Annotated in this window: 14 protein-coding genes; 8 read left to right on the top strand and 6 right to left on the bottom strand. The window is 68.4% G+C overall.

The window, feature by feature from the left end:
* Nucleotides 1-26 precede the first annotated feature (26 nt).
* Together J5X75_RS30265 and J5X75_RS30260 are read left to right on the top strand one after the other, a co-directional pair.
* Complete coding sequence (locus tag J5X75_RS30265; protein WP_238489888.1) at nt 27-986, top strand: EamA family transporter; 960 nt, start codon at nt 27-29, stop codon at nt 984-986.
* A complete protein-coding gene (locus J5X75_RS30260; RefSeq protein ID WP_238490076.1) occupies nt 868-1,833 on the top strand; it encodes an aminoglycoside phosphotransferase family protein in 966 nt (321 codons plus the stop codon). Before J5X75_RS30265 ends, J5X75_RS30260 begins: the two co-directional genes overlap by 119 nt.
* A gap of 5 nt (nt 1,834-1,838) precedes the next feature.
* On the opposite strand, the gene J5X75_RS30255 is transcribed toward J5X75_RS30260, so the two are convergent.
* The 3 genes from J5X75_RS30255 to J5X75_RS46130 form a co-directional block, all read right to left on the bottom strand.
* On the bottom strand, nt 1,839-2,750 hold the full coding sequence (locus J5X75_RS30255) for a hypothetical protein (RefSeq protein WP_208470936.1): 912 nt from the start codon (nt 2,748-2,750) through the stop codon (nt 1,839-1,841).
* A gap of 108 nt (nt 2,751-2,858) precedes the next feature.
* Nucleotides 2,859-3,491: a recombinase family protein gene (locus J5X75_RS30250; protein WP_238489883.1), complete on the bottom strand. Its 633-nt coding sequence runs from the start codon at nt 3,489-3,491 to the stop codon at nt 2,859-2,861.
* Nucleotides 3,492-3,696: 205 nt separating this feature from the next.
* Nucleotides 3,697-6,720: a discoidin domain-containing protein gene (locus tag J5X75_RS46130; RefSeq protein ID WP_307798352.1), complete on the bottom strand. Its 3,024-nt coding sequence runs from the start codon at nt 6,718-6,720 to the stop codon at nt 3,697-3,699.
* A 1,309-nt stretch (nt 6,721-8,029) separates the two neighbouring features.
* Between J5X75_RS46130 and J5X75_RS30240 the strand changes: the two genes are divergently transcribed.
* From J5X75_RS30240 to J5X75_RS30225, 4 genes are all read left to right on the top strand, one after another.
* Nucleotides 8,030-8,350 (top strand): MerR family transcriptional regulator, encoded by a 321-nt coding sequence (locus J5X75_RS30240; protein WP_208470935.1) that lies wholly within the window; start codon nt 8,030-8,032, stop codon nt 8,348-8,350.
* A gap of 298 nt (nt 8,351-8,648) precedes the next feature.
* The gene (locus J5X75_RS30235; RefSeq protein ID WP_208470934.1) at nt 8,649-8,852 is read left to right on the top strand and encodes a cold-shock protein; all 204 of its coding nucleotides are present in this window, start codon (nt 8,649-8,651) and stop codon (nt 8,850-8,852) included.
* Between the two features lie 248 nt (nt 8,853-9,100).
* Nucleotides 9,101-9,982, top strand: a complete 882-nt coding sequence (locus J5X75_RS30230) for a hypothetical protein (protein ID WP_208470933.1) — start codon at nt 9,101-9,103, stop codon at nt 9,980-9,982.
* Between the two features lie 461 nt (nt 9,983-10,443).
* Complete coding sequence (locus J5X75_RS30225) at nt 10,444-11,274, top strand: nitroreductase/quinone reductase family protein (protein ID WP_208470932.1); 831 nt, start codon at nt 10,444-10,446, stop codon at nt 11,272-11,274.
* A gap of 44 nt (nt 11,275-11,318) precedes the next feature.
* Here J5X75_RS30225 and J5X75_RS30220 read toward each other — a convergent pair whose 3' ends face one another.
* Together J5X75_RS30220 and J5X75_RS30215 are read right to left on the bottom strand one after the other, a co-directional pair.
* The gene (locus J5X75_RS30220; RefSeq protein ID WP_208470931.1) at nt 11,319-12,308 is read right to left on the bottom strand and encodes a hypothetical protein; all 990 of its coding nucleotides are present in this window, start codon (nt 12,306-12,308) and stop codon (nt 11,319-11,321) included.
* Nucleotides 12,305-12,850 (bottom strand): RNA polymerase sigma factor, encoded by a 546-nt coding sequence (locus tag J5X75_RS30215; RefSeq protein WP_208470930.1) that lies wholly within the window; start codon nt 12,848-12,850, stop codon nt 12,305-12,307. Before J5X75_RS30215 ends, J5X75_RS30220 begins: the two co-directional genes overlap by 4 nt.
* Nucleotides 12,851-13,057: 207 nt before the next feature.
* Here J5X75_RS30215 and J5X75_RS30210 point away from each other — a divergent pair, with 207 nt between their 5' ends.
* Nucleotides 13,058-13,570 (top strand): Rcat domain-containing protein, encoded by a 513-nt coding sequence (locus J5X75_RS30210; RefSeq protein WP_208470929.1) that lies wholly within the window; start codon nt 13,058-13,060, stop codon nt 13,568-13,570.
* Between the two features lie 35 nt (nt 13,571-13,605).
* Complete coding sequence (locus J5X75_RS30205; RefSeq protein ID WP_208470928.1) at nt 13,606-14,616, top strand: hypothetical protein; 1,011 nt, start codon at nt 13,606-13,608, stop codon at nt 14,614-14,616.
* An 811-nt stretch (nt 14,617-15,427) separates the two neighbouring features.
* Here J5X75_RS30205 and J5X75_RS30200 read toward each other — a convergent pair.
* Nucleotides 15,428-18,682 (bottom strand): carbohydrate-binding protein, encoded by a 3,255-nt coding sequence (locus J5X75_RS30200; RefSeq protein WP_208470927.1) that lies wholly within the window; start codon nt 18,680-18,682, stop codon nt 15,428-15,430.
* Between the last annotated feature and the right edge of the window lie 320 nt (nt 18,683-19,002).

Raw genomic sequence — 19,002 nt, 5'->3', positions numbered from 1 at the left:
GCCCGGTGTTACCGAGACTGCGGGGTATGACGACGACGGCGGGCGGGCTGGCGATCATGACGGGCAGCGCGGCCAGCAACCAGATCGGCGCGGCGGTGGGCGCGCACGCGTTCGCCGCGATCGGCCCGGCCGGGGTGGTGGCGGTACGGCAGTTCGTGGCGGCGGCCGTCCTGCTGCCGGTGGCGCGCCCGGATCCGCGCCGGTTCACGTGGGCGCAGTGGTGGCCGACGCTGCTGCTCGGGCTGGTGTTCGCGACCATGAACCTGGCGCTGTACACGGCCGTCGACCGGATCGGCCTGGGCCTGGCCGTGACGCTGGAGTTCCTCGGGCCGCTGGCGGTGGCGCTGGCCGGCTCCCGCAGCCGGTTCGACCTGCTGTGCGCGGCCGGCGCCGGCATCGGGGTGTACGTGCTGGTGCTGCCGTCCGGGAGCAGCGACTGGCCGGGCATCGGCTGCGGGGTGCTGGCGGCGTGCTGCTGGGCGTCGTACATCCTGCTCAACCGGCTGCTCGGGACCCGGCTGCCGGGGTTGCAGGCGCCGGCCGCGGCCACCAGCGTGTCGGCGCTGATGTATCTGCCGGTCGTGGTCGTGCTGGTCGGGCAGGGACGGTTGACCGGTACGGCGTCGCTGTTCGCGGTCGGCGCCGGGGTGCTGAGTTCGGTGGTGCCGTATGCCGCCGACCTGATCGCGTTGCGCCGCGTCCCGGCGCGGTACTTCGGCGTGGTGATGAGCGTGCACCCGGTGTTCGCGGCGCTGGCCGGGCTGGTCCTTCTCGGACAGGTGCTGGCCGTGCACGAGTGGATCGGCATCGCCGTCGTGGTGGCGGTGAACGTGCTCGCCGTTCGGCAGAATGCCGGGCATGGAACTGCTGCGGCACAGCACGGCGAACGAGGTCACCGGCGGCGTCTGGCGGCTGGCGGACGGGCGGATCCGCAAGGTGGTGACGCCACGGCGGGACGGGGCGGCCGCGCATCTGGCGGCCAGTGACGAGCCGGGGCACTTCAACTACTGGCGTCGTGAGCCGCTGGCGTACGGGACGGGGCTGGCCGGCACGGCGTTCGCGTCCGCCGGGATCGCCGCGCCCGAACTGTACGACATCGTGGAGAACGCCGACGGCAGCATCGACATGATCATGGAGGACGTTCCGGGTTCGGCCGGGATCCGGTGGAGTGCGGGTGAGCTGGGCGAGTTCGCGTACCGTCTCGGGGTCGCGCAGGCCGGATGGGCGGCAAGGCCGCCGGCGATCGACTGGCTGGCGCGCGACTGGCTGCGTGATTACACCCTCGCCCAGCCGGTCGCCGACGACCTGGACTGGGATCATCCGGCGGCGCTGGCCGCCTGGCCGCCCGCGCTGCGCGCCGGGCTGCGGCGGTCGTGGCAGCGGCGGCACGAGCTGCTCGAGGCCGCGGACGCGCTGCCGCGCACCCTCTGCCATCACGATGTGTGGCCGATGAATCTGATCGGTTCCGGTCCGCGGATGGTGCTTTTCGATTGGGCGTACGCGGGATGCGGCGCCGTGGGGGAGGATGCGGCGAACCTGGCGCTGGACACGTTCTGGGACGGTTTCGTGGACGTGTCGCGGCTGCCGGCGGTTCTCGAGGCGGTGCTGGACGGCTACGCGCGGGGAGTGTCCGGCGTGCTGTCGCCGCAGCAGGCGCGGCGGGCGGTGATGGTCACCGGGGCGGCCAAGTATTTCTGGCTGGCGCCCCGCATGCTGACGTCGGCGTGGTCGCAGCCGCGCGGCCGGGGCTACGACACCCGCGACTGGGAGTCGATGTTCGCCGGCCGCGCCCCGATGTTCGAGGTCGTCGTCGACTGGGCGGACGCGGTCTGACCCGGTCAGAGGTGGCTGCTCGACGGGTGGCTGGTCCAGTATTCGACGGCCCTCGCCCCGTACTCCTGCGCGGCCCGTTCCCACCGGCGCCACGGCAGGTTCTGCTCATCGGCGTGGCGGGCGTCCGACGGTGTGCCGACGACGCTGCCGTCGCGGGTGTGGAAGTGCGGCATCGGGTACGCCCAGGAGGGCCCCCGCTCATCGGCCGTGCAGTGGTCGTGGATGGTCTCCAGGTCCCGGACGGCGCCGCGGAAACCGGTGCCCGGTCCGGTGGGACGGCCGCGGATCCAGCCCAGGCCGCGTGGCGCCTCGACCTGCTGCCAGGACGTCTGGGGCAGCTCATTCATGGCGTGCCGTTGGGGCGGGTCGTCCGGCGGCGGCCACGAGGTGGGAGCGTCGGTGGGAACGAGCGTGGGATCCCAGTGGACGAGGGCCCTGCCGGAGCAGACGGCCACCGTGGAGGTGCCGGCCGGGTGGACCAGCAGGAGCAACGGGTCACCGGTGAGCACGTGCCAGGTGACGTCTCCGGCGATGGATAGGCGGTGCAGGTCGCAGGCCGTCAGCTGCTCCTCCGGCGGCAGCGACCGGGCACGGTCGAGGTCGTGCCGGAGGCGCCGCGGTGGGCGCACGTGTCCCTGTGGAACGCTGCTCGTCCCGGCCCGGCCCGGGGCGAGGCTGATGCCCCAGGTCTCCCGCTCCGGAGTTCGGTAGACCAGCCAGGGGCCGGTCCGGCGGCGCCCGAGTCCGTCTTCCGTCCGGACGACGGCGTCGATCCGGGTCCACACCCGTGGGACGAAGAATCGCATCCCCTCGGCGGTGTCGGCGAGGAGCCATGTGGACTCTTGCCCGTCACCGCCCGGGCGCAGCACGGCGATGTCGCCCGGTGGTGCGGAGATCCAGTCCACGCGCTGTCGCATGTCGGTCTCGCCAGGAGCCATGGCTTGCCTCCACGTGCCCTGCGGTGCGGCCACTGATGGTCGCAGCATAGTGCGGCCCTTGAAGAGCATCGGAACGGAAAGTAGCGCTTAAGGTGATCTTGGGTGGCGATGCGGGCCCGGCGCGAGGACGACGAGCGGTTGCGTGAGCCGGTCGAGGGGGCGGCCCTGGATTCTGGCGGCCAACTCGGGGCCGACCGGGTCGAGCACGCGGGCGGGCCGCGGGCGCACGATCGGTGGAAGGTCGTCGCCGGCGTGCTGTGCATGCTCGGCGTGGGCCTGTTCGACGGCGTCGGGGTACGCCTGGGTTTTCTCGTGCGCGGCCAAGGCTCGGTAGATGCTGGCGACGCTCGGGGTGCGACCTTTGCGTTTGCCGGTCGGGATGATCAGGTCGGGTTGGATCTGTTCGACGGTCTCGCCGGCGGCGCGGCGGCGTAGGACGGTGTGCAGCATGTCGTCGGTGATGACCGGGGGCCGGCCGCCGTGTTTGCCGTGGCGGGCGGCGGCGTCGCGGCCGAGGCGTTTCATCTCTTTGACGGTGAGGATGACCCGGCAGTGCGCGGCGTGGGCCTTGATCTGTCGGGCCAGGGTGAGCGCCGCTTCGAACTGCGGCCGGACCCGCATCCGGGTGGAGATCTTCTCGGCGAAGATCTTGTCGCGGGGGATGCCGTGTGCGGCGAACGCGTCAGCTGTGACGGGAGTTCCTGGGTCAGGGTGCTGCACCGGGCGTATCCGATCCGGATGTCCGCCGCCGGGGTGTCGGCGGGCAGTGGCGTCGGCGGCGGGGTGCCGGGCCGCCAGGGCTGGCCTGCGGCGCGGTCGGCCGGTGCTTGGATGCGTGGTGATTTCGTAGTTGCGGTGTGCCGGGGCGGGTCCGCGGCCGTGGCCGTGGTCCCGCCCCGGGTCTGGGCTGTCTGGGCCGGATTGTTCAGAGGCGGTTCCAGAGTGTGAGGGAGTTCGGTGGTTCCCATCCTTGCTGCGCGGTGTGTGCTTGCTGGCATTCGTAGGTGATGCCGTCGTAGCTGACTTTGTCGCCGACCTCGTACTCGGTCCCGGCTGCCCAGGCTGGCGGCAGCGGCACCGCGGCCACGGTGATCGGGATCTCGGGTGTGGATGCGGATCCGAGCGGGTTGACGGCGCTCAGTTGGATGGTGTGCTCGCCGTCGGGCAGGTTCAGCGTCCATTCCCGGTCGGCCGGTGCCGGGCCGGGTGTGACCTCGTCGCCGTCGACCGTGAGGCGGTAGGAGGCGACGGCGTCCGCGTCGGGCTGCAGCCAGCCCAGGCGCACGTCGTTGCTGTCCACGGTCTGCCCGCTGCCGGGAGTGATCATGGCGGGGGCCTGCGGGTTGGCGTAGACCTGCATCTCCCACAGGGAGTACCCGTAGCCGGTGCCGCGGGCGGTGCCGTACATGCGTACGTAGCGGCCGCGGCCGTTGAGGTCGGCGATGTCGTCGATTTTGCCGTCACCGGTGGTGGTGCTGTGGATGTCGGTCCAGGTGCTGCCGTCGTCGGAGGTCTGCAGCTGGTAGGCCTTGGCGTAGGCGGTCTCCCAGTTCAGGATGACCCGGCCGATGGAGACGGTCTTGCCGAGGTCGATCTGGATCCAGGTGGGGTCGGTCTTCAGTGAGGCCCATCGGGTGGCGGCGTTGCCGTCGACCGCCTTCGCGCCGGCGTAGCTGTCCGAATGGATGGAGGAGACGGTGACCGGCTGGTTCAGGGCGCGGTTGGTGCCGGCCTTCGGGTCCTGCACGGTGTCGAACCACACCTTGATCTTGGTGGCGGAGCTCTTGTTGCCGGCCTTGTCGTGGGCCACGACGGAGGCGTAGTGCTCCCCGCTGGGCAGGTCGTTCGGCATCATCACCGAGTTCGCGTCGGCAGGAATGTCGTTTTTGGCCGTTTTGCCGTCGATGTAGACCTCGTAGTGGTCCAGGCCGGAGCCGGCCTCGGGCGGGGTCTGCCATTTCACCTCGTACTCGGGGCCGGTGAACAGCGGTTTGTTGCCGTACACCGGGTAGGTGATCTGCACGTCGCCGGGCGGTGACATGTCGTAGGTGCGCTCGAGGGTCGCCTCGGTGCTGGCGTTACCGGCCGGGTCGACCGCCTGCACGGCGATCGTCACCGGTCCTTCGGTGCCGCTGCTGACCGGCAGGGTCATCGTGCCGGTCGAGGTCTGGTCACCGGTGGTGATGACCCCGACCTGGGCGCCGTCGCCGGTGCGGGCCGTCGCCCGGTATTCGATCACGTCGTCGTCCTGCGCGCTCGGCGCCGGGGTCCAGGTCACCTGGAACGACTTGGTGATCCAGGTCCCGGTCGAACCCGGCACGGTCACGTCGGTCGGCGGGGCCGGTGCCTGCGCGTCCGGGCTGGGGTCGGCCTGGTAGCCGCTGTCGAGCCGGGCCTCGTCACTGGCGTTCCCGGCCGCGTCCAAGGCCTGCACCCTGATCGTCATCGGGCCGGTCGGCCACCACCCCTGCGCGGTCGGCAGTGTGACCGAGGCCGAGCTCTCGTCGGCGGGGGCGCTGGCCACCCACTGCGGGCCGGTCTCGCTGCGCACGGTCACCCGGTAGCCGACCACCTCGTCGTCCTGCGCCGACTCGGCCGGGGTCCACGCCACCGTGAACGTCGGGGTGTCCGTTCTGCCGGTGCTCGACCCGGGAATGGCCACGTCGGCCGGCGCGGCCGGAGCCTGGGTGTCGGCCGTGGCGTCCGCGACGATCACGTTGGCGGTGGTGCCGTCGGCGGAAGCGAGATGCACGGTCAGACCCGTGTCGGGCACGGTGTACGTGTTGCCGGTCAGCAGTGCCGGCTGTACCGCCCACTGGTTCTTCGCCCAGCCGGGGGTCATGTCCAGTTGCACGGCCGTCGTGGCGTCCTTCCGGTTGATCCGGAGTCCGCCCCACCAGTACGGGTCCGAGTGCGATTCCACCGGTGCGGGGGTGTACTCGACGAAGTAGTCCTTGCCGGTCGCCGCACGCAACCGGAGACCGCGCACACCGGAGTCCTCGTGGATCGCCTTGACCGCGTACGTGCCCGGGCCGGTGACCAGGGGTGTGTCGGCGTCGGTGAACGCGCCGAGGATCGTGGCGTGTGCGGCGTTCAGCGGCTCGAACCCGGAAGCCATGACCTGGGTCGAGTTGCCATACGTGCTCTGCGAGCACCCGGGCGTGCACGGTTCGGTGTCCGCGTGGCCGAGTCCGAAGTTGTGCCCAAGCTCATGCGCGATCGGCTGCGGAGGCAACGTCATGGTTCCCATAGCGATCTCGTTCTTGCTCAGCGCCATCCCGTTCCACCAGCAGCCCATGTCCTCGCTCGGGGCATAGATCCAGTGGTCGGTCGGATCGGTCGGACCCCGGCCGAGCGCGGTCTTCACGACATTGGCGTAGTTGCCCGCGTGGCAGGGCGTCGGCTTCGCGGTGACGACCGTGTCCAGCAGCGTGACGGTCCCGGGCGTGATCATCCCGCGGCTCAGGCCGGCCCATCTGTTCAGCGCCTCGGTAGTGTTGGCCTTGAACACCGCTTCGTTCTCGACCGGGCCCGCGCCTTCCCAAGTGAACGGGATCAGAGTGACGTTGTGCACCACGGCGCCGTGCGTCCCGATCGACGGCCCCGGCTTCGCCACCACCACGAACTCGGTGATCGCGCCAGGATCATCTTCCAAAACCCTGACAGCCTGCTCGGGCGTTGAGGCACCCGGCACCGTGACCTTGATCTTCGTCTCGGGTGGCAGGGCAGCGATCTCGTCGTCGTCCACTACGACGGTGAGAAAGCCGAGCTGCAGAGCCGTCTGCGTCTGGGACTTCGGCGTACCGGTGGTGTCATCGATGATGATCCGAACGACCGTCGCCGGGATCATCGGTGTTTGCGCCGCGTGTGCCGGCGACACCGCGACCCCGGTGTACCCGACGGCCAGGACGACCGCCAGCACGGCGGCTGACAACAGCCGCCATCGCACGCTGCTGACCATACGAAAGCCCACTTTCGGTGACAGGCGCAGCCCAGCACCAGGCGAGGCAGCCGCGCACAGGGAAGAAGAGGCGGGCGCGGCCCCGCAGGACTCTCTGCACCGCAGAGGGCCGCGCCGCAACAATGTGTGGCGCCGAGAAGATCACCGTGCACCCACCGGCAAACGCTAACCGGCACCCCAAGATCAGCTAGCAGAACCTACAAAATGCGCCACACACCCGGACCCTCGTCAGAATCGACCGAGGAACCTCCGGATGTGGCGTGGCGGGCAAGGGCAGATCCCTCCGGCCCCGCACCGGCCCCGCGTTGCGCTGGCCGACTACTCGTCGCCGGCGTCAGTACACCCGTCCGGGCCACATCCAAGATCACCCCAGCGCTACTTTCCGTTCCGATGCTCCTCAAGGGCCAGTGCCGGTGAACCGGCGCCCAGGTCCCCGTGGGTGCGGCGCGAGCCGGTCGAGGCTGGACGGCAGGACCGGTTTACCGACCGCGTCGAGAATGGCGTCGACACCGCTGATGCCGGGGAAGCCCTAGCCGTCGGCTCATCGCGCCGACAAGCCCAGGAGACAGGCGTCAGCCTATCTTCCTAGGACGCGCTAGAGGGAGTGCGGCAAGCCGCACCATCGTCAGCCGGCTGCGCCGACGAGAAGATGACGACCCAGCGTCTCGCGTGGGAAGCCGCGATTAGCCGCCTAGAAAATCTGGTCTCTGGAGACTAGACATTCTCGGTGGGGCTGACTAATGTAAGCGTCGTTGACGACGGAGATCGGATAAAGACGCTGACGTAACAGGCCGAGCGTCGAAGCAGGGCCCGGAAGGTCTCGTGGCTCGCTCGGTTACCGCGGTGGGACCACATCACCGCATGCAACACGGCACGTGCACGACAAGACCTTGACGTAATTCCAGGTCAGGGCAACCGCAGGCGGGGGCCGGTGCAGGCTAGGGCTCCGCTTGATGCAGCAAGGGATCCGCCGCACATGTGCGGGGCCATGAAGTCGCGTGGGGCTCCGACATCGACGGATAGCACGTAGGTATGGAAAGTAGAGGAAAGGGAGGGTTTGACGCCGTTGGATCGCCCGCCGTCAGGACGTAGTTGCCGTTCTGAGGTGGACACCGTTGTCACTTTGAATGTGAGGTGGTCTCCGGTCACGCTTATGCGATCCTCGCACCGCCTGCTGATAGCGGCAGGGTGCGGAAACGAAAACCCGACGAACCTGTCGGTAGATGGTGTATTCAACCCGTAACCCTGGGCCCCGGCGCAGCACGCGCCGGGGCCCTCGTTCATGAAGAAGGAATGTATGGCCCAATCCGATGACATGCTCAACGACGACGACTACCCCGCCTACACCATGGGCCGCGCCGCCGAGATCGTGGGCGCCTCGCAGGACTTCCTGCGCCGCCTCGACGAGGCGAAACTGATCATCCCGTTCCGGTCCGCCGGCGGGCACCGCCGCTACTCCCGCTACCAGTTGCGCTTGGCAGCCCGAGCCCGGGAGATGGTCGACCACGGCACCGCCCTGGAAGCCGCCTGCCGGATCATCATCCTCGAAGACCAGCTGGAAGAAGCCCTTCAGCATAACCGCGAGCACCAGTGCCGCCAGCAGAGCGGCGCCGCCTGACCCCAACGCCGCACGGTCCTTCTCCACCACGAGAAGGACCGTCTGCCGCGCCCGGAACAACGTGCGGATGCCGCGCGGGCAAGGGCCCGCACAGGGAGGCCGAGCATGTTGTCCGTTCTGTGCTAGGCTCCCCGGTGTTGCAGTTTTGATTTCCGTAGACGTTTTCAGCGCCTGATGGGTTATCTGAAACCCCTCTCCAGGCGCTTTTCGTTTGTCGTGTCGGTTCGACGCGGGCGATCAACGCGGCGGCGTAGGAGTCCGCATTCCGTGGTCTCCACCAGCCTGCGAAGGAGTAGACATGACTACAGGCACCGTGAAGTGGTTCAACAGCGACAAGGGCTTCGGCTTCATCGCCCAGGACGGCGGCGGCCCCGACGTCTTCGCCCACTTCTCCGCCATCGCATCGAGCGGCTTCCGTAGCCTCGAGGAGAACCAGCGGGTGGAGTTCGACATCACCCAGGGCCAGAAGGGCCCGCAGGCGGAGAACATCCGCCCGCTCTGATCGCATTCACCCGAACGGCGACCCGACTGGTTCAGCGGGCCGCCGTTCGGCGTTTCGGTGAGCGATAGCCCGAGCGTCGACCTCACCATCGAGTGAGTCGTTGCGGCTCTGCGGGTCGGCGTCAAGCCTTCTGACGTCTGGTCTTGCGGCTGGGCAAGGCCGCGAAGGTGCCAAGAACCATGCCGGGGCGGCTCTTCAACCCGCCTGCGAGGGTGGAGCCACATTCGACGGAGGGATGTGGCGATGGAGTGGACCTCGGCGCTGGGGCGGTACGCGGGGCGGCTTCACCGGGCCACCGGGGCGGAGCACCATGTGGCCTCCCCCCGGCGGTGGATCTCGGCCGGGACACGCCGTGGGCGTCCCGGCTGAGCCAGGTGCTGCGGACACCGCAGAAGGGCCATCGGATGTTCATCGCCCGGTCGGAACACGCCGGTGAGATCATCGTGCACGTGGCGTCCGGTGTCCCCGCCGAGGACCCCGACCGGTACCACGACCAGGCGGCTGGCGGGGACGAGCTTCAGGTGGTGTCGGTGGCCGCGGCGCCCGGCGTTGATCCCGCCCGGGTGCTGGCCGCGGCGCCCGGCGTTGATCCCGCCCGGGTGCTGGCCGCGGCGTACGAGATCGCTCCTGCCTGTGTCTCGGACCGGCGGCCGAAAAGCCAGGTCTCGTTATACAAATTGCCGCTCGGTGAGACGCCGTTGTGGACCATCCGGGAGACCGAGGTAAACGGCGCCACCGAGCGCTACTCCGCGGTGCTGCCTTGCTGGTCGGCGAACTCCACGCACGACCTGTCCGTGACGGGACCGGGTTTCTCCGCCGCGGCGGAGGTCCTCGCGGGCCTGCTCGGTGTCGACGACCTCGCACATCAGGCGCGGCAGACGGCGGTGGCCCGGTACGGGCAGTACGGTTTCGAGGCCGCCGCGCTGACCACCATGGCGTCCTACAAGGCCGGCGGACTTGGCCCGTTGCTCGCGCGTGAGGCCGAGCTGCGCTTCGCCCATCCGTACGCCGTGGCGGCCGTAGCCTCACAAACGTCCGAAATCAACGGTGCGGCCAAGCCCGGACCGTGGCACGGGGTGCCGGTCTTCTCCGCCTGGGTAAGCGAACCGGACGACCTGTTCGAACGGTGACCGATTGCGGCTCGGTCAGTACACACGCTTGGCGCAGGCAAACACGGGCGTGGTTCGGTGGCAAGAAGCTCGCCTGGGACCTGATCGAGTGACAACGGGCGAACGTCACTGACACGGACAGACGGCCAGGCCGTGGTACGCCGTCAACCGACTGGCTGCGCTCGCGAGTTTCGGGCTCTGGCGTGGATGGGGACAAGACCAGTTGCATCCTAGGATGCCTTAGGAATAGTGCGGCAAGCCGCACCTGATCCAAAACACAAAGGACGGCTTCGCCGACAACCCGAGGGATCGGTTAGGGTGGGCGTCGTGACTGCCGGGTCGGCCTTGGGCCATTACCGAGTGGGGCACCCGGCTGACGCGTGAGCGCCGGGCGGCCGCCACGGTCGCCTGTTGCCGCCCGTGCTCCGCCGCTGTGTCGTGTACCTACGGTTCCTGCAGGTCACGACTCTTGAAAGCGGATAATGCCGAACGATTTCAACACTGCGATCATCGATGAGTTTCGGAGCAACAACGGCCGCGTCGGCGGCATGTTCGAGGGCGCCCGCCTGATTCTGCTGACCACGACCGGGGCTCGCAGCGGGCGCCGGCACACCGTACCGCTGGGGTATCTGCCCGACGGTGAGCGGATCCTGGTCATCGGGTCGGCGGGCGGATCGCCCCGTCACCCGGCGTGGGTGCACAATCTGCTGGCCGATCCGGTCGTCACCGTCGAGGACGGGGCGTTCTCCTACCGGGCGACCGCGACGGTGCTGTCCGGTGCGGAGCGGGACGAGGTGTTCGCTCGTGCGGTCGAGCAGGAGCGGGGCTGGGCCGACTATGAGCGGCAGTCGGGGCGCAAGCTGCCGGTGGTGGCGCTGGCGGCGATTCCGGGGCCGCCGGGGTTCAACGCGTCGTCGCCGGGTGAGGCGTTGCGGGTGGTGCATGACGCGTTTCGCCGGGAGCTGGCGGTGATCCGGGCGGAGGTGGCGGGTTCGGGTGCGGTGCTGGGTGCTCAGTTGCGGGTGAACTGTCTGACGCTGTGTGCGAATCTGCACGGTCATCACGTGCGTGAGGACGAGGGGTTGTTTCCGGGGCTGGAGCAGGCGTCGCCGGAGTTGGGGCCGGCGATCGCGCGGTTGCGGGACGAGCATGAGGTGGTGGCCGGGCTGTTGGAGCGGTTGCGGTCGGCGCTGGCGGATCCGGGGTTGTCGCGGGAGGCGCTGGTCGTGGTGGTGGATGCGCTGACGTTGGATCTGGAGAAGCATCTGGATCATGAGGAGCAGGTGCTGATTCCGGTGCTCGACGGGGTTTGACGCGTGTGAACGCCACCGGCGTGACCGCCGGTGGCGTTCAGCGCCTATCTGCGGACGAGGGCGTAGTGGAGCAGGCCTTCCTCGGTGACCAATCCGGGGAAGAGATTCGCTGGTTCGCCGGTCCAGCTCACCGGGGTTTCGATCTGTTCTCCGGACGGTTCGGTGCAGGGCGAGTCCACGGTGACGATTTCTTTCCGGTCCTGGGCCACCGTGAGTCGTCCGAGGTCGGGTTTGCCGGTGCATTTGGTCAGGAGCAGGTATTCGCCGGCTGGGACGGATGGTGGGGTGTGCTCCCCACTGGTGTCCACGAGTGATCGTGTGATTGCTTCGAAGACGACGTGGCGGCCGGCCAGGTTCAGCCGGCGGTTGAGGTCGAAGGTGTCGGCGGGTTTGCGGTCGCCGTTGAGCGGCTCGCCGTTCTTGCTGGTGACCTGGTAGGCGAATCCGGCCTGCCGGTCGGTGAATTTTGGGGCTCCGTCTATCCGGAAGCGGTGGAGGGCGGCTCCTTCGACCATGGTGAAGGGGATGCTCACCGGTTCGGGCTGGGCGGAGCACGGTACTTGCAGTTCGGTGATTCGTTTCCAGTTCACCTTGCGGTTCTTCTGGGAGTGGACGGTCAGCGTGAATTCCCCGGTTCCGGCGCAGGCGGCGCGGAGCACCAGGTCGCCGGGGTAGTTGCCGTGGTCGAGGTGGTAGTTGTTGACGACCTGTTCGGCGACGTCGATGGCGGGGGTTGCGTGGTGTGATTCGTTGAGTGCCTGCCGGGCGATGTCTGCCTGCTGGAAGGCGGGGGTCGGAGTCGGTTCGGGGGAGGGTGTCGTGGTGGTGGCGGGCGGAGCGGGGGACCGGTTGCCGGTCGTCGCGGTGATTCCGGCGGCGATGACGAGGACGGCGGCTGCTGCGGAGAGTACGGCGCGGCCGGTGCGGCGGCGTCGTATGGTCTGGCGTACCGCTGCTGTTCCGGGTGGGCGGACGGTGGGCAGGGTGTCGGCTCGTAGTTCCGCGAATTGTGCCTCGAGATGGTCGGTGGTCATGACGCACCTCCGTGCGAGTTCGAGGTGGTGAGCTGGGCGGACAGTGCGGCGCGGCCGCGGTGCAGGTGGGAGCGGACGGTCGATTCGGTGACGCGTTCGCGGATGGCGATTTCGGTGGTGGGCAGGTCGGCGAGGTAGTGCAGGACGACGGCGCGGCGTTGGGCCGGTGGGAGGGTGGCGAGGGCGGCGATCAGGGCGACTCGTTCCGGGGTGGGTCCGTCGGTGACGGGTTCGGCGGTCGGTTGCCGGCGGAGGAAGCGCAGTGCGGTTCGGGCTCGTCGCCATCTGCTGACCGCGAGGTTCCAGGCGACTCGTCGGATCCAGGCGACCGGGTCGTCGTACTCGGAGATGTTTTTCCATCGGGTGTATGCCCGGCAGAAGGCTTCCTGGACGACGTCTTGTGCTTCCTGTCGGTCGCCGAAGTAGGCGAACAGTTGCACGGTGAGGTCGGCGAAGTGGGCGGCGTAGACCTCGTCGAATGATGGTGGGTCGTGGTGCACGGGGTCTGGCGTTTCCGATCGGGGCTCGACGGTGTTGATCATGGCGACTACACGTGCGTGCCCGGCGGAACGTTGCAGAGCGGCCCCGGATCATAGGATGGCGTGGGTCACGCGGGTCCAGGTCTGGGCGGCGTGATGACAGCCACTGCCTGGTTTCAGAGCGGCGGGTACGCCTTCTGGACCGTCCCGGTGCGCGGATGCTGTCGTATTCACGTCGACGTCTACAGGTTCGGGGGATACCGTCACGCGGTGTTGCACATCAGGCGGTTCAGGTATGTCGGTCCGGCCGAGATCCGCGATGAGGCTGTCACGGTGGCGGCGTTCGCGGTTCGTTCTGCGACCCTGCTGGCTGACTGGCTCGCTGGGCTCGAAAGGTCTGACCTTGGTGAGCCGCTCACGTTCGTGGTGACGCTTGATGGTGATCTCCACCTGGCTCCGCGCCGCAGCGAACATGTTGCGCTCGCCGCCGGCCGCGACGTACTCGCCGCGGGTGAGATGATGTTCGTCCGGGATGCGTCTGGGTGGCGTGTACTCCAGGTGACCAACCAATCCACCGGTTATTGCCCGGATCCCGATTGTTGGCCCGCCGTGCGGGAATCGCTCGACCGGCTCGGCATAGCGCATCCCGGTGATTTCACCGACAAGGTCGTCTTCCGTCGCTGCCCATCCTGCAGGGAGCGCAATGTCGTGCGTGACGGCGACTTCACCTGCGCTCTGTGCGACAGCGAGTTGCCGGCCCGGTGGAACTTCACATCGGTCTAGCTCGGTATTCGGCCGCCGTATCGAGAGGGTGCTTTGTGAGACTGGCGAAGACGGCCGAGTTCAGGCTGCCGGACAAGGTGGGCGGTCCGATACGGGCAGGGTCGTGTCTGGTATCCGGTGTCGGAGCGTTCTACGCCGTCGTGTGGTGGGGCGGCGGTGCCCGGTACGCGTTGGTGTCGATCGCCGATCAGGTGGTTCAGACGGTGCTGCTCGACGAGTTGGGTGACCCGTTCGACGCCTATGACGCCCCGGCGCCGGTGTTGCTCGACGACGGCGCATTCGGCGTGATCGCCGATGCCGGCACGCTGCGGGTGTACGGAACCGATCTGCGGTCGTGGCGTGAGTTGCCGATCGCCGGCGACGATGTACTGCGTCGCTTCGCTGAACACGGGCAGCGGCCGCGGGTGCTCGGCCACGCGAGCCGAGGAGCACTCGCGGGCGAGCATGTGGTCGTGCTCGATGAGCCGATCGCGGTCGGCAACCCGCGATACCTGGCGTTCCTGCGCATCGGCGAGACGAGCGCGTCATGGACGCGGGTCGGGACTCTCGGCCCGGACGGGTTTCCGGTCGACCGATTCGGCGACGACGAACTGAACAGGAGCTCCGACGTGTCGGTCGACGGCTGCATTATCGGTGATGCGGTCGGCCACAGTGGCAGCGTGCTGGTCTGCGTTGAAGGCTCGGACGCCTCGAGTGTGCGCAAGTACGGGGCCGACTTCTTCACCGTCGCCCGTGTCACGCCGGACGGGACGGTGACCGAGCCGCTCTATCAACAATCGGGATGGAAGCGCCTGCCGGGTAAGCACGCCATCAACGGCAAGGTCACCTCCTCGGGGCGCTTCGTGCTGCTCACACCGGTGTTCGCGACCGGTGAAGGGAAAGGCGGACAGCGCCTGTTCGATCTCGGGACAGGCGAAGTCCTCGAACCCGTCCTGCCTCGCGGTGCCGCCAAGATGCGGATCGTCGACCACGCTGGAACAACGTTCTGGCTCAGCGACGGCGCGCAGCGAATCCTGTGCGCCGAAGCCGAGGGCCTTCACCGATAGTCGGTGTCATGCGTTGTCCGTTTCCGTGGGTCGAAGGGTTCGGCGGCTGATGCCGGATGCGTAGTTGGTCCAGTCACCGGCGCTGGCGCGTTGCCCAGCCGTAAGCGGGGGTCGGTGACGAACGAGCAGAACGCCGCCATCGCCGAGGCGTAGCTGCGGATCGTGGAGCGACGCAGCTGGCGCACCGAACGCAGGTCGCCGAGCCACTCGTCGACGAGCTGCGGCCGTCACGCCCTGGCAGCGCGTCAGTGTGCGTGCCGATCCCCAAGTTTCGTGTCCTTTGCCATCGAGGTATGTCCCTCGTGCCAGCGAGCTTTGTCCCGGTGAGGGCTTCTGCCGTCGAAGTTTGTCCGCCATCTCGTCACCTCCCAGGGGTGCTCGTAGTTTCCAGCGAAAACCACCGTTAGGGATTTGGTGATCCGTTAGTCGCCTGGTGAGGGCCGGTGAGCAGCTGGTTGTACTGGTCGACCGCCAGGGGCCGGGCCGGGGTTCGGCGGCAGCTGAGCGAGGACGTTGTCGAGCCCGCCGCGGTCGCGCTTGGCGGCCTGCAGCTCGGACATCGCGGTGTAGAGGGTGCTGCGGGAGATACCGAGCAGCTTGGCAAGGATGGATGCTCGGGTTTCTGCGGGGCTGACCACGGTGGTGTGGACTCGGGGCCTTCTGTCCGATGCGACGCCGGCCGCCGGCGGGTGGGGCAGCGTGGCCTGCGGCCGGACGGCCGCAGGCCACGCTTTCGATTTCTGGGATCAGGCTGTCGCTGTGTGGACGGGGCCTGGGAGGTAGCGCGTTTCGTCTTGCCTGGCCGCTGGGGTCAGGTGACGGGTTGCCACAGTGCTGCGGTGGTCGCTGGTGCCCAGTCGATCTGTGCGGTGTGTGCTTGCAGGCAGCGGTAGGTGGTGCCGTTGTAGGTGACGAGGTCTCCGACCTCGTACCGGGTTCCGACCGTCCAGGGCGCAGGGGTGCCAGGCGCAGCGCCGACGGTGAAGGTGACCTGGGATGCCGTGGCGGAGCTGCGGTTGCCGGCCTTGTCGTAGGCCCGGATGCCCAGGGTGTGCTCACCGACGGAGGGCATGGCCAGGCTCGTGGACGTCAATGGGGCGGGTTCGGTCTTCACTGCCGTACCGTCGAGGACGAGTTCGTAGTGGTCGAGGCCGGAGCCGGTGTCGGTGGCGGCGTTCCACGTCACCTGGATACTGGCTCCGGTCACGGTGCTGCCGTTGGCCGGGCTGGTGATCTGCACGGTGCTGGGCGCGGTGGTGTCGGCACCGGTGGCGGTGTTGAAGTAGGTCCGCGACGATGCGGCGGAGCTGCGGTTGCCGGCCTTGTCGTAGGCGCGGATCTCGGCGTAATGCTGACCGTCGGTTGTCGGGGTGTTCAGTGTCAGGGTGTTCGTGCCGGCGGGCACGTTGTTGTTCACCTCGACGCTGTCGATGAGGACCTGGTAGTGGTCGAGGCCGGAGCCGGTCTCGGTGGGTATGTCCCAGGCCAGTTCATAGGTGGCCGTGGTGACGGTGCTCCCGCTGGCCGGGCTGGTGATGTGCACGGTGGTCGGCGCCGTGGTGTCGGGCGCGCTGGCGACGGTGAAGGTGATCTGTGCTGCCGCCGCCGAACTGGCGTTGCCGGACTTGTCGAAGGCCTGGACGGCGAGGGTGTGGTTACCGGTCCCCGCCGGGGTCGTCACCGTGGTGGTGTTCGTGCCCGCGGGCACGTCGGTGATCCAGACGGTTCCGTCGATCAGTATCCGGTAGTGGTCCAGGCCGGAGCCGGTTTCGGTCGGGGTGTCCCAGGCGGCCTGGAAGGTCGTGCCGGTCACGGTGCTGCCATCGGCCGGTTGGGTGATGCGCACGTTGGTCGGCGCGGTGATGTCGCGGGCGACGTTGAACCAGATCTTGGGACCCCAGGCACCGTAGTTGCCGGCCTTGTCGACGGCCCTCATGTTGACGTAGTTGCCTCCGCCTTCCGGTGGGAGCGGCAGGGTCACGGAGTTCGTGCCGCCAGCAACGTTGTCGGCCACGACCTGGTAGTTGAGCCCGACCTGGTAGTGGTCCAGCCCGGAGCCGGTCTCGGCCGGGGTGTCCCAGGTGATCTGCAAGGCGGTGGTTTGCACGGTGGCTTCCATGACCGGCTGGGTGACGTTCACAGCGGCGGGCGCTTTGGTGTCGTAGGCGGCCGTTGCGGTGGCCTCGGTGCTGGCGTTACCGGCCGCGTCGATCGCCTGCACGGTGATCGTCACCGGTCCTTCGACGCCCGAGCCGATCGGCAGGTACACCGGCGCTGAGGTGTTGTCGGCGGCGGCGCCGCTCACCGCTTGGACACCGGAGTCGGTCGTGGCTGCCACCCGGTATTCGAGCACCTTGTCGTCGACTGCGGTCGCCGCCGGGGTCCATCCGACGGTGAACGAGCTGCCCACCCAGTCACCGCCCGAGTCGGGCAGGGTCACGTCGGTCGGTGCGGCCGGTGCCTGCATGTCCGGCGGGTTGGGATCGGCTTTGTAGCCGCTGTCGAGCCGGGCCCCGGTGCTGGCGTTACCGGCGGCGTCGAGAGCCTGCACGGTGATCGTCATCGCCCCGGTCGGCCACCAGTTCTGCGCGGTCGGCAGGGTGACCTCGGCGGAGGTCTTGTCGGCGGGGGCACTGACCACCCACTGCGACCCGGTGGCGCTGCGCACGGTCACCCGGTATCCGACCACCGTGTCGGCTTCCGCGGACGCGGCGGGGGTCCAGCCCACGGTGAAGGTCGGCGTGTCCGTTCTGCCGTTGCTCGACCCGGGAATGGTCACGTCGCCGGGTGCGGCCGGTGCCTGCGTGTCGGCCGTGGCGTCGGTGACCACGACGCCGGCGGTGGTGGCGTCGGCGGAGGCGAGTCGCACCGTGTAGCCGGTGCCGGGTACCCGCCAGGTGTTGCCGGCCGTCAGGGTCGGCTGCATCGCGTCGTCGTTCTTGGCCCAGCCGGGAGTCACGTCCAGCAGCAGGGACTGGCTGCCCCACATGCGGTCGGCCTGCAGTCCGCCGACCCAGCCGGGACGGGCGGTGGGCGCCGATATCGTGGTGGGCCGGTATTCGACGTAGATGTCGGTGCCGGTTGCCGGGCGGAATCGCAGGGCGCGTACGCCGGAATCCTGGTCGATCGAGGTTAGCTGGTAGGTGCCGGGGCCGGTGATCAGTGGTGTGTCGGTGTCGGTGAACCAGCCCAGCTTCGTGGAGTAGTCGGAGGTCAACGGCTCGGCGATGCTCCAGGTTCCGGTGGGCTGCAGATAGTTCTGAGCCCCCCACTTCGAGCTGTCACAGGCAGGACCGCACCACTCCGCGGCCGCATGGGAAAGTCCGAGGTTGTGTCCGAACTCGTGCTTGGTCACGTGCACGCCGGCGTAGCCCTCGTCCGCGGTGGCGATCTCATTACCTGGCGCCCACGCGACCCCGGCCCAGCCGCATCCGAGGTTCTGGCTCGGCACGTACATCCAGTGGTCGGTGTTGCCGGACGGGCCATGGCCGAGCGTCGTCTTCACGACGCTCGCGTAGCTGCCCAGGTTGCAAGGCTGCGGCTTGGCGGTGACGACGGTGTCCAGCATCGTCACGGTGCCAGGGGTGATCATCCCCCGGCTGATGGCGGCCCACTGGTTGAGGCCCGCTTGGACGTCCGCCTTGATACTTTCCGGGGTGCGGGTGAACGCGGTGGCGCCCTCCCACGTGAACGGGATCACGGTGATGTCGTGGACCACCGGGCCGTGCGTGCCGACCGACGGGCCAGGCATGGCCACGATTTCGACCGCGGTGATCGCGCCCGGATCCTTCTGGAGGATCTTGGCGGCCTCCTCGGGAGTCGAGGCACCCGGAACCGTGATCTTGATGCGGGTTCCGGACGGAAGCTCCGCCAAGGTGAGGTTGTTCACCCGAACCGTGAGAAGGCCGAGCTCGACAACGGTCTCCGTCCGCGACGTGTGATCGGTCTCATCGATGACCACCTGACGGACGGTGGCCGCGACCGGTGACGTCTCCTGCGCGTACGCCGGCGGCGCCGTGACCGTGGTGAACCCGGCGGCCAGCAGGACCGCCCACACAGCGGCCATGACCAGCCGCCATCGACAACTCTGCAACATCGTGAAGCACCCATTTTTCGCGAGTCAGGCCACAGCCCAACTCGGACCACGTCCAGCGGGCCGCGCAACCACATGAAATATGGCGCCGCCTCCGAGGTCTCGGCCCAGGAGAGCTGCACGCCGAAAAGAATCTGTGGTGCCTGGCATCTATCGCCGTGCACTCAACAAGACACGCTAGCGACCCGCGACGATCACCTGGCAAAAACCTGAAACAAGGAACGGACCGGCCGCGCCTGCGGTACAGAGGCAATCCCGGACACGACGGTTCCGCCACGCATATTCACACGCAT

The organism is Actinoplanes flavus (assembly GCF_017592555.1).
GTDB lineage: Bacteria > Actinomycetota > Actinomycetes > Mycobacteriales > Micromonosporaceae > Actinoplanes > Actinoplanes flavus.
Note: the sequence above shows the minus strand (reverse complement) of the source record. Positions and strands in the feature narration are given on the sequence as shown.

Bases quoted from the DNA above. Each gene is read 5' to 3' on its own strand.
- J5X75_RS30220 (WP_208470931.1), bottom strand. From the start codon at position 12,308: ATGACCACCGACCATCTCGAGGCACAATTCGCGGAACTACGAGCCGAC.
- J5X75_RS30215 (WP_208470930.1), bottom strand. From the start codon at position 12,850: ATGATCAACACCGTCGAGCCCCGATCGGAAACGCCAGACCCCGTGCAC.
- J5X75_RS30200 (WP_208470927.1), bottom strand. From the start codon at position 18,682: ATGGCCGCTGTGTGGGCGGTCCTGCTGGCCGCCGGGTTCACCACGGTC.
- J5X75_RS30265 (WP_238489888.1), top strand. From the start codon at position 27: ATGACGACGACGGCGGGCGGGCTGGCGATCATGACGGGCAGCGCGGCC.
- J5X75_RS30235 (WP_208470934.1), top strand. From the start codon at position 8,649: ATGACTACAGGCACCGTGAAGTGGTTCAACAGCGACAAGGGCTTCGGC.
- J5X75_RS30240 (WP_208470935.1), top strand. From the start codon at position 8,030: ATGGCCCAATCCGATGACATGCTCAACGACGACGACTACCCCGCCTAC.
- J5X75_RS30255 (WP_208470936.1), bottom strand. From the start codon at position 2,750: ATGCGACAGCGCGTGGACTGGATCTCCGCACCACCGGGCGACATCGCC.
- J5X75_RS30225 (WP_208470932.1), top strand. From the start codon at position 10,444: ATGCCGAACGATTTCAACACTGCGATCATCGATGAGTTTCGGAGCAAC.